This window comes from Streptomyces cacaoi (genome assembly GCF_006539165.1).
Lineage (GTDB): Bacteria > Actinomycetota > Actinomycetes > Streptomycetales > Streptomycetaceae > Streptomyces > Streptomyces cacaoi.
Genome location: NZ_BJMM01000002.1, coordinates 671,021 through 682,386, shown reverse-complemented (window position 1 = coordinate 682,386; position 11,366 = coordinate 671,021). Strand labels below are relative to the sequence as shown.

The following is an 11,366-nucleotide window of genomic DNA, read 5'->3' as shown; positions in this document are numbered from 1 at the left end:
TGGTTCCCCCTGTGCGCTAGCTCTCGTGGGTCAGGGACTGCAATTCCTCGTCGCTCATGTGCTCGACGAGGTCGATGCTTTCGAGGACCAGGCCGACGTCGAGGTCTCCCCCGTCCGCCCCGTCCGGCTGCCGGGCGCCGGCCGGCCTGCGGCGCTCCACCTCGGCGGCCAGCTGGTCGAGGCGCGGCGCCTCGAAGACGGCCTGCACGGGCAGTTCCGCGCCGGTCCACTGCCGCAGCAGATTGCCGAGGCGGGTGGCGAGCAGCGAATTCCCGCCCAGCGAGAAGAAGTTGCTCGTGGCGCCGAGTTCGGCCGCGTCGACGCCCAGGAGTTCGGCCCAGGCGGCGGCCACGGTCTGCTCGGCGTCGAGCGTTCCGTCGCCGGGGGGCGCGGCGGGGTCCTGCCGCTGTGCGGCGCCGGGTGGTCCTGCCGCCGGCGGGGCGACGCGGCCGAGCCAGTGGCTGCCCTCGGCGAACACGGTCGCCGGTACCGGCAGCAGCCGGCGCGGCCCGCGGTGCAGTCCGCGCCACGGCACGGTGACGCCGCGCACCCACAGCTCGCCGAGCTGTTCCAGATCGCCGTCCTCGACGAGGCCGGACAGGAACGCCTCGCCCCGTGCTCCGGTGAGGAGCGTGGCGAGCACGCCCGCGCCCTTCTCGGCGTTGCCGCGGTGGACCGGCACGCCCGGGTCGGCCGTGTCCGTGCCGTCCGCCAGGTGGTGCGCCAGGGCGTTCCGCAACTCGGTGACGGTGCGGGCCTGTACGGCGAGGCGCTCGGGGAACGCCTCGCGGCCGAGCTGCGAGGTGTACGCGAGGTCCGCCAGGTCGATCCCGGCGTCGCCGTCCGGCTCGCCGTCCAGCGCGTCGTGCAGCCGGTGCGCCGCCGTGCGCAGCCGCTCGGGCGTGTGCGCGGACAGCAGCACCAGCTGGGGGCCCGTCCCCCGCGTGACCGGCGCCGTGGCCTCGGCCGGCGGCGCCTGGACGACGAGGCTGACGTGACTGCCCCCGGCGGCCACCGAGTTGACGAGCGCCCGGCGGGGCGCCGTGGGATCGTCCTCGCCGGCCGGCCAGGGCGCCGGCTCCTCGCAGAGCCGCAGCGGGGTGCCGTCGAGGTCCACGTTCGGGTTGGGTGTTCCGGCGGCCACGAGCGGCGGCAGCTGCCGGTGCCGCATCTGGAGGACGACCTTGGTGAGCTGGGCGATGCCGGAGGCCGCCTCGGGGTGGCCGAGGCCGGACTTGACCGTCCCCACGGCCACCGGCCCGTCCGCCTCGCGGAAGACCTCCCGCAGGGCGGACACCTCGACCTCGTCGGCGAGCGGCGCCCCGTTGGCGGCGGCCTCGACGTAGCTGACGGAGCCGGGTTCGGCGCCCGCCCGCTCCAGGGCCCGCCGCATGACGTTCACCTGGGTCCGGTGGCTCGGCGTCATGAAGCCGGTGGCCCGGCCGCCGTGCGCGGAGGCGGTGCCGGTGATGACGGCGTGCACGGTGTCGCCGTCCCGCAGGGCGGCGTCCAGCGGCTTGAGCAGCACGGCTCCGACGGCTTCCGCCGGCAGGTAGCCGTCCCCGGCGCGGAAGCTGCGGCTGCCCGGGTGGCTGCCGAGCAGTTCCATCTCGGACAGCGCCCGGAACTTGTCCGGGGTGACCGTCAGATTGACGCCTCCGGCGATGGCCAGTTCGGCCTCGCCCCTGAGCAGGTCGGCGCAGGCCAGGTGCACGGCCATGGTCGAGGAGGTGCACATGCTGTCCACGGCCAGGCTGGGGCCTTCGAGGCCGAAGAAGTAGGAGACCCGGTTGGCGATGAGGTTGTAGGAGGCGGCCGAGGTGAGCGCCGCGAGGCCGGGGTCGGCGCCGTCGGCCCGGTACATCTGGTAGGCCGCTCCCACGTACACGCCGACGCGGCGCCCGTAGCGCTGCTCGACGGCTTCCTGGGTGACGCCGCTGCCTTCGAGCAGCTGCCACACGGTCTCCAGGAACAGCCGCTGCTGCGGGTCCATGGCCGCGGCCTCGCGCGGGGAGATGCCGAACAGCAGCGGGTCGAAGCGGTCGATGCCGTCCAGGAACGCGCCCCACATCCGCTCGGCTCCGGCGGCTTCGGGGTCGGTGCCGTAGAGACGTTCCCAGCGGTCGGCGGGGATGTGCGTGACGCAGTCCCTGCCGTCGCGGACGTTGGCCCAGAAGGCGTCCAGGTCCTCCGCGTGCGGGTAGCGTCCGCTGAGGCCGATGATCGCGATCTCCTCGCCCGCGCCGGGGCGTCGGGCCCCGGTCCCGCGCCCGGCGGGTTCGGGCGCCCGGGCGGCGGGCCGCGCGGGCGCGGCCGGCACCGGGGGCGCGGCGGGCGCGGCGGCCGGCTCGGGCGCGCCGACCAGGGCGCGCAGGGCCGAGGTGTGCTCCGTCGCGAAGTACTCGGCCAGTTCGCGCAGGGTCGGCGCCTCGAAGAGGAGCGTGCGGGACAGCTCGCCGAAGTCCTCTTCGAGCTGGGAGACGACGCTCACCGCGATGACGGAGTCCATGCCGTAGCGCTCCAGCGCCACGTCCGGGTCCAGCCGCTCGGGGGCGATCTTCAGCACGCTCGCCAGCCGGCGCCGCAGCCGGCTCACGGCACGGTCGGCGAGCGCGCGCTCCCCGTCCGCCGCGGCGGGCTCCGCGCCCGCGCCGTCCGCCGGCTGCGCCTGCGCCGTGGTCCCGTCCCCGGTGGGCCGTGTCCCGCCCGCGGTCAGCTCCCGCAGGGCGTCGCGCCGTCCGGAGAGGACGATCAGACGGCCGTTGCCGAGGCCGTTGTCCTCGGGCGCCAGTGCGCAGCGCAGCGCCTCCAGTCCGCGGTCGGTGGCGAGCGGAGCCATGCCGAGGCCGCGGAGCTGCTCCTCCGCCTCGCCCCCGGCGCCCATGCCGCCTTCCTCCCACAGCGGCCAGTTGACGGAGACGGTCCGGCCGCTGCGCAGGCCCTCGGCGGCGAGCCGGTCGCGGTGCTCGGCGTAGGCGTCCATGAACGCGTTGGCCGCGGCGTAGTCGGCCTGGCCCGGGTTGCCGAAGGCGCCGCTGGCGGACGAGTAGCACAGGAAGGTCTCCAGCGGCTCGTCCCGGGTCAGCTCGTCGAGGTGGACGAGCCCCGCGACCTTGGGGGCGAGCACCCGGGCCAGTTCCTCGGGGGTCTTGCGGAGGATGAAGCCGTCGTGGACGACCCCGGCGGCGTGCACGATGCCCGTCAACGGGCCGTGCGCGCGGGCCACATGGGCCAGTACGCCGGCGAGCGACTCGCGGTCGGCCACGTCGGCGCTCCGGTAGTCGACGGTCAGTCCGGCCTCGCGCAGCTCCGAGAGCGCGGACCGCCGCTCGTCGTCCAGGGGCGAGCGTCCGACGAGGACGACGGTGGCGTGGTCGACGGAGGCGGCGATGGACCGCGCCGTGACGAGGCCGAGGCCGCCGGCTCCGCCGGTCAGCAGGTAGACGCCGTTCTCGCGCCACGGTGCCGGCGCGGGCCGGGGCGTGGTGATCTCCTCCAGCGCCGGGGCGTACCGGGCGCCGTCGCGGTAGCGGACCTCCGGCTCGGGAGCGGCGGCGGCCGCTTCCGTCGTCAGGCGGGCGGCGAGACCGGCGGGGGAAGCGCCGTCGAGGCACTCGATGTACTGGCCGTGCAGCGCCGGGTTCTCCAGGCCCGCCGTCCGCAGCAGGCCCGCCAGTCCGGCGGCGCAGGCGAGACGGTCCGGTGCGCCCGCCTCGGCGGCGCCGGCGAGCACCACCTGGAGGAGGACCGGCCGCCGCGGGCCCTGTTCGAGGATGCCGCGGGCCAGGGCGAGCAGTTCCCGGGCCGCCTCGGGGAACCAGCGGTCGGGTGAGCCGTCCGGGAGCTGGACGAACCGGCAGACGGCGGGGGCGGGCAGCGCGGCCCGCAGTTCGTCCCGCTCCCCCGCGGTGAGCCGGCCGACGACCAGCACATGGTGCTCGGCGTACGGCTGCTGTCCGGCGGGTGCGGCCTCGCGCTGCTCCCACACCGGGCGCAGCAGCATCGTCGCCGTGTCCTGCTCGCCGCTCCGTGCCGGCCGCGGGGACGCGGCTGCGGTCTCCGCCGCGGGGACGCCGCCGGTCGCCAGGTCGAGCCAGCAGCGCTCGCGGGCGAAGGGGTAGCCGGGCAGGCTGATGCGGCGCACGGGGGCGCCGTCCGGGTAGGCCGACTCCCACGGCACCTCGGCGCCCTCGGCCCACAGGGCGAGCAGCCGGTCGGGCGGGCCGCCCCGCGCCCACTCGCGCAGGGCCCCCTCCGGTTCCCCGGCGGCGCCCCGCTGTGCCGGGACGCGTACGGTGCCGCGCACCCACTGCCCCGGGCGCCCCGGGTCCGAGGCGAACGCCTCCAGCCGGGCCCTGGCCTCGGCGAGCGAGGTGACGGCGAGGGCCAGCCGCTCCTCCAGGGCCATCCGCCCGGTCTGGAGCGTCCAGGCGACGGACGGCAGGTCGTCGTCGGTGAGCCGGGCCAGCCGGGCGGCCAGCCGCTGTGCCTGTTCGGCGAGTTGTTCCTCGCTGCGGGCCGAGAGGACGAGCAGCGCGGGCCCGGTACCGCCCGGCAGGACATCGGCCGGACGGGACCCGGAGCGGCGCGGGGAGGCGGAGCCGGCGGCAGCCCCGGGGACGGACTCGGGGACGAACTCCTCGATGACGAGGTGGGCGTTGGCGCCGCCGGCGCCGAAGCTGGACACCCCGGCGAGGCGGGGCGCCGTGCGCTCCGTGCTTCCGGCGTCCCCTGCGTTCTCGGCGTTCCCGGCCCGCAGCACCGGCCGCTGCCACGGCTGAAGGTCCTGCTGCACACGCAGCGGTGTGCGGTCGAGGTCGATGTGCGGGTTGAGCGTGGCCGAGTGCAGGCTCGGCACGAGTTCGCCGTGGCGCATCTGGAGGAGCACCTTGGTGAGGCCCGCGATCCCGGCGGCGCTCTCGCCGTGGCCGATGTTCGACTTCACCGAGCCGATCGCGCACTCCTGCGGGGAGCCGCCCGCGCGGAACGCCTTGAGCAGTCCCTCGATCTCGATGGGATCGCCCAGCGCGGTCCCGGTGCCGTGCGCCTCCAGATAGCTGAGCGCGCGCGGGTCGACCCCGGCGGCGGACAGCGCCGCCGCGATGACCTCGCCCTGCGCCACCGGGTCGGGCACCGAGTAACCCGGGCTGCGCCCGCCGTGGTTGAGCGCGCTGCCCTTGATCACGCCGTGGATGTGGTCGCCGTCGGCGACGGCCTTCTCCAGCGGCTTGAGCAGCACGGCACCGACGCCTTCGCCGGGCACGTAGCCGTCGCCGCCCTCGCCGAAGCTGCGGCAGTGCCCGTCGCTGGAGAGGAACCGGCGCTGGCCGAGCATCAGGTACTTGTTCGGGTGCGGGGTGAGGTTGACCCCGCCCGCGAGAGCCGCCTCGCACCGGCCGGAGTTGATGGCCTCGCAGGCCAGATGGATCGCCGTCAGCGAGGAGGAGCACATGGTGTCCACGGCCAGGCTCGGCCCGTGGAAGTCGTAGAAGTACGAGACGCGGTTGGCGATCGTCGAGGCGCTGCCGGAGAGCGCCACCGGCTCGCCGCGCTCCTGCGCCTGGGCGCCGTAGAGCTGGTACTCCTGGTACATCACGCCGACGAAGACGCCGACGTCGCCCGACCTGCCGAGCCCTTCGCCGGTGTATCCGGCGTCCTCCAGCGCGTGGTGGGCGGTCTGTAGGAACAGCCGCTCCTGCGGGTCGAGGTACTCGGCCTCCAGCAGGGATATCTGGAAGAACAGCGGGTCGAACAGGTCGATGCCGTCGAGGAAGCCGCCTCGCCAGGTGTCCGGGGGCGTGCTGCCGTTCCAGCGTTCGGCGGGGACCTGCCGGGTGCAGTCGCGGCCGGAGCGCAGGTTGTGCCAGAACTCGTCGAGATCGGCGGCCTCCGGGTAACGGCCGCTGACGCCGACGATGGCGATGTCCGTACGGCCCGGCGTCCGGCTCTCCCCCGGGGTCCGCTCACGCGTGCCGGCGCGCACGGAGCCGGCGGTGCCGGTGGCGCTCCGGGACGTGGTGGCCGGCGCCTCCGGGCTGCCGCGCCCGGGGTCCAGGGCACGGGTGCTCAGGCCGCTCAGGTCCGCGCACACCCGGCCCTCCTCGTCCAGCACGGTGACGTCCAGGCGCCCGGCCGAGCGGGCTCCGCCGCCCCGCTGGTGGCGGATCCAGGCGTAGGCACGCTCGGGCACGACGGCCGGCGAGAGCACGTGCCCCACGGCGAACGGCAGGGAGGCGCCCACCGGTTCGGCGTTCCCGGTCTCCCCGGTGTTCCCGGCGTTCTCGGCGTTCTGGGCGTTCTGGGCGTTCTGGGCCTGGGAGGCCAGCCACAGCCCGATGGTGGCCTGGAGCGCGCCGTCGAGGGTGCTGGGGTGCATCCGGTAGGGGCCCACGGGCTGTGCCTCGGCCGGCAGCCGCAGCTCCGCGAGCACCTGGGGCCGTCCCTCGTCGTCCGTGCCGGTGCCCAGCTCCACGAGGGAGCGGTGCGCGGGCCCGTACTCCAGGCCCGCCCGGGTGTACAGCTCGTAGAGGTGTGCGGCGGAGTGGACGGATGCGCCGCACGCGGCCCGCAGTTCGGCCAGGGACGGCAGTTCCCGTGCGGTCTCCTCGGGCCGCGTCAGCCCCGCGCGGCCCTGGCTGCACAGCGTGTCCTCGCCGCCGGCCACGCTGAGCACGGTGTACGTGTAGCCGCCGGCGGCCCGCGGCCGTACCTCCACGCGCACCCGCAGACCGGTCTCGTCGCAGACGGCGGGCCGCAGCCAGACGACATCGTCCAGCCGTACCCGTCCGGCGAGTTCATCGGCTGCCCCGGCCCGACCCGGTGCCTCTCCCGCAGCGGCCGCGGCCTGTGCCACCGCGGCGCGTGCCATCTCCAGCTGGGCCGCCGCCGGCAGCACCCGGCCGCCGCGCACCCGGTGGTCCGCCAGGAACGGTTCGTCTCCGGTGAACCGCGACTCGTGGACGACGGCCTCCTCGCCCTGCCCCGCTTCCGGTACGCGCCGGTGCAGCAGCGGGTGGAGGTGCGCGGCGGACGCCGTCCCGGCGCCCGTACCCGCGCCGGTGCCGGCCAGGTGCACGGCGACGGCGCGCACGGTCCGGTGCTCCCGGAAGAGGTCGGGCACGAGGCCCGGCCCGTAGTGCTCGTTCAACCGGTCGGCCAGCTTGGCCAGTTCGGTCCAGCCGAGTCCGAACTCTTCCAGATCGGCGTCGTCCTCCACGTCCTCGGGCGCCACGGCGAGCAGCGCCGCGACCTCCGCGGTGACCGTCTCGATGTGGACGGGCAGATCGCCGGGGGCCGCGTCGCCTCCGGCGGAGCCCGCCGCCGCGCCGGTGGAGGGTGCGGCCGGGTCCGGCGCCTGGCCGGCCACCGCGTCGGCCGCCACATGGTTCTCCGCGAGGTGGGCCGCGAGTTCGGCGATCGTCTTGTACTCGAAGACGACGGTCGGCGACAGCTGGCAGGACAGCCGGTCCTCCAGCGCGGACACCAGGGTCATCAGGTCGACGGAGGCGAGACCGAGTTCGTAGTAGCCGCCGCGGACGTCGACCTCGGCGGCGGGCCGCCCCAGGCGTGCGGCGACCAGCTCCCGCACGATGTCCTCCACCTCGGCGGGGGCGGCAGCGGAACCGGCGGCGGCCCGTGGCGCGGCCGCCGGGGTGCCGGAGCCGTCCGGGGTGTGCGCCGCGCCGGGCGCGGAGGGGGATTCCCGCACGTCGAGCGCGGTCGCGGCCGGGACCCGCTTGGCGACGAACCGGCCGATCTCGGCGACGCGGGCACCCGACCGGTCGTAGAACTCGACCCGCATCCGGATGAGTTCGTCGTCCCGGTGCACGGAGTCGACGGGGACCCTGACGTAACAGCGGGAGCCCAGGGACGCCGCGGCGCGGAACGACTCGAAGGCCAGCGGCAGATACATGCCCGGGCCGTCGTCGCCGCCCTCGTGCAGCAGACCGGTGGCGACGCCGCCGCCGAGCAGCCCCGACTCGAACAGCGCGGGGTGGAAGAGGAAGGCGTCGGCCGAGTCGTGGTTGGCCGTGGGGAGTTCCAGCTCGGCGACCCAGTCCCCGGGGCGCCGGTGCACCCGGCCCTCGACCTTCATCAGGCCGGAGTGGACCAGGTCGTGCTCGACGCACCAGGCGTAGATCCGGTCGAGCGGGATGGTCTCGGTCGCGCCGGTGACCGGCAGCGACAGGCGGTCGTCGGCGAGCGGTTCGGCACGGCGCTGCACGGTCGCGAGGGCGTGCACGACGTCCGCGGTGTCCTGCGGGCGCCGGCTGCGGACCTCGACCCGCCAGCCGCCCGCCGCCGCGGGGGCGCCCTCCACCGTGACCAGGACCTGGTCCCCTTCCTCGGCGACCAGGGGCGCCAGGATGGTGAGGTTCCGCAGTTCGACGTCCGGCGCACGCAGCCCGTGGCGCGTGAGCACCTGGAGCACCAGGTCCACATAGCCGACACCGGGCAGCAGGCTGCGCTCGTATACGACGTGACCGCGCAGCAGAGGGTTGTCTGCCGTGACGGTGAAGGTGTCCGTGAAGATATCGGTGGAGCTGCGCGATTCGGTCATCAAGTATCCATCCCAGAACCCCGGAGCACCCGAGGGAAAGTCCCGGGCAACCAGACAGGGGTCACTGCGCTACGGCGGTACCCGGGCAGCGGGATCCAGTAGGGCTTCTGTGCGTTACTGCGCCGTTTCTTGGCGCTGTGCCGCTGCTCTGGCGGCTGACGCAATCATGCCCTCTGGAACAAGAACCGTCCGAACCCGCCCGTTCTTCGCTGTACGCGGCGGAGTTCGAGAAGTCGCATTGCCCAGCACCGCGTACGCGGCCCCCGTCTCATGGCAAGTACAACGGTGATCCTACGGGAACGATCTTGGGCGTGCAATGAATCGCAGAAAAATGAAAGGCAAACCGCTCCCCAAGTCGCCCCGACGCACCGGAATTTGACCTTCCGGTCGGTCCGTCGACACCCGTCGGGCCGATTCACCGCAGGCCAGCGGAGCCAAAGAAGGAATAAGGGCATGCCTCGGAGGCAAGACTCCGCATACCCGCTTAATCAATTTCGCTGCCAGTGATCTTCAAGTAGCGGAGAGTGAAAAGGCCACACAGGATTCCGCCACCATTCACTGGCAACCACCGGTTCCGACCCGGTACTTCACATCCGGAGGCGACATCGGTTGCCCTGCACAGCCGCCCTTGGAAAAACTTCTATATTTCCCGTGGGCGGGAACCGCGAGAGAAACAGAAGCGTCTACAGCTGACCGGGCGACCCCATGGCGCCATGCACAGATCAAGCATCGGATCGGACGACGGCTTGAGGCAACGGCGCGGTGCAACGAAAAGAGCCGACCACGGCGAAAGCGTGGTCGGCTCCTGCTTCGGTCCGCCGGCTCAACGGGCCTTTGTTCGCGGGGCCCGGATATTCCACTCACGGGCATCGCCCGGTATCCGGGAGTTCCGATCGGACGAAGACCTCGGACGTGTGGACGGTATCCGACGGGCGCACCGCGTCCGGGTCGGTACGGCCGGCTCCCCCGCCGCGCGGGGAACACCGGCCGTGCGGCGAACGCCGGTTGTCCCGGGGACGCCGGTCGCGCGGGTCACGCCTCGCGCACCGCGTCCACCTCGTGGATGTCCGTGCCGCGCAGCGACTCGTCCTGCCGGACGCGGGTGGTGAAGCCCTGTGCGTGCAGCTGCTTGCAGAACGCCTCCAGGCCGTCCCCCGCGCTGTTGTCCACCTCGGCGACGACACTGCCGATCTTCGGCCAGTCCTCCTGCTCGATGCCCGCGAGCACATCGCGCTCGGCCCGCTCGACATCGATCTTCAGCAGCGCCACCTCGGTCAGCCCGCCGCTGCGCAGCAGTCGCGAGACGGTCGTCACCTCGACCTCGATCGTCTCGCCGTTGGCATGCAGATCGCCCACGATCACCTCGGTGGACTCCTCGTCGATGCCGCTGTTGCGCAGGAACGTACGGCTCAGCCGGTCATCGGCCTCACGGTCGGCGTAGAGGCTGGAGTTGGCCGGTGCGCCGGGGTAGTACACCATGCTCGCCGTGCCGGGAGCGGCGCCCACGGCCACGCGCAGGGCCCGCGCGTTCGGCGCCTGCTCGGTGAGGTTCCGCTCCAGGCAGTCGAAGAGGGCCGGGACCGGCTCGACGGCGGTGATATGTGCCTGGGGCTGGGCGCCGGCGAAGGCCAGCGAGGCCAGCCCGATGTTGGCGCCGATGTCCAGCACCGTGTCGCCGGGGCGCAGCCGCTCCGCCGCCTGCCGGTAATAGCCGTCTCCGGCCGTCATCTCCCGCCACAGCTGCCCGGCTTCGGCGGGGCTGGTGCACCAGACGCGACGACCGTCGTCCAGCCGGTAGGACCGCATGCTCTGACCTCCAGGTTCGCAGAGAGCCGACCGGCACACTCGGGACAACGGCCGACACGCACACCCTAATCCCGTGATGCTATGGCCAACGCACAGGCATACCAAGGGGCTTGATCATTGCCACCGGTCCCGGGGCGCACTGTTACAAGCTGCGCCGCTCCACGCCGCATCCCACCGCTGAACAGCGAGGGAGCACTCGCCCAACAACGGCCGCACACACGGGGGTTCCCGTACCGCTCGACCCGCCCCCTCCCCCGCCGTCGCCCTCAACTCTGTTTCCCCGTAACAGTCTTGCGACATGAGGACACAATTCCAGCCACGGGGGGCGCACACGGACGGCGTCCCGGAACACACCCGGGCTCCCTGTTCGGTACCCGGCCCGCTCGACGCGCGTTCGGGGCCCGTCCGTTGCCCGACCGGTCGGTATGGCCGTAGAAGCGGACCGTCCACGGCACCGGGCTTCGGACGGAGCAACGCAATGACCCCCGGACGTCCCGCGGCGCCGGTGCACCCGGCGGGGAAGGGCGACCGAGCACGAGGCGCCCCGGGCCATGGCCACTCCCCCGGCTGTCCGGGACAGCCCGCGGTCCGGGCGCCCACCAGGCAGGACAGGTCAACGGCTGTCCGGGACAGGGGAATTGCTGGCAGCGCCGTACGTCGCTCCCCGATGCTGGCCGGCAGCCAGGGCCCCTCCTGGCGCCCCGAGAAGGGAGACGGACCATGCGCACCACAGCACAGCGTGTGATCACCACACTCGCCGGCAGCGCGGCGATCGTCATGATGGCCGCGGTGGGAGCCTCCGCCGCCACGACCGGTGCCACCACTGCTCCCCCCGCCGGCATCACCGGCTGGGAATACATGGGCGAGTACTCCCAGTCGGCGTGCTACGAGCTGCGGGACTCCTACGCCGGCGACGCCAAATGCGTACGCAACGCCGGCGGTCTGTACGACCTCTACGTCCGGGTGTGACCCACGCCCGCCCCGGAGCTGGGCGCGAGCA

3 protein-coding genes are annotated in these 11,366 nt (G+C 73.8%); 1 reads left to right on the top strand and 2 read right to left on the bottom strand.

The features are described 5' to 3' along the window. Positions 1 to 16 precede the first annotated feature (16 nt). Entirely contained in the window at positions 17 to 8,560 is an 8,544-nt protein-coding gene (locus SCA03_RS03240) for an SDR family NAD(P)-dependent oxidoreductase (protein WP_086814605.1), read from the bottom strand. Positions 8,561 to 9,592: 1,032 nt separating this feature from the next. Beyond that, complete coding sequence (locus tag SCA03_RS03235) at positions 9,593 to 10,366, bottom strand: FkbM family methyltransferase (protein WP_030884579.1); 774 nt, start codon at positions 10,364 to 10,366, stop codon at positions 9,593 to 9,595. Positions 10,367 to 11,086: 720 nt separating this feature from the next. Here SCA03_RS03235 and SCA03_RS03230 point away from each other — a divergent pair. Beyond that, positions 11,087 to 11,335, top strand: a complete 249-nt coding sequence (locus SCA03_RS03230; RefSeq protein ID WP_030884576.1) for a hypothetical protein — start codon at positions 11,087 to 11,089, stop codon at positions 11,333 to 11,335. Positions 11,336 to 11,366: the final 31 nt, after the last annotated feature.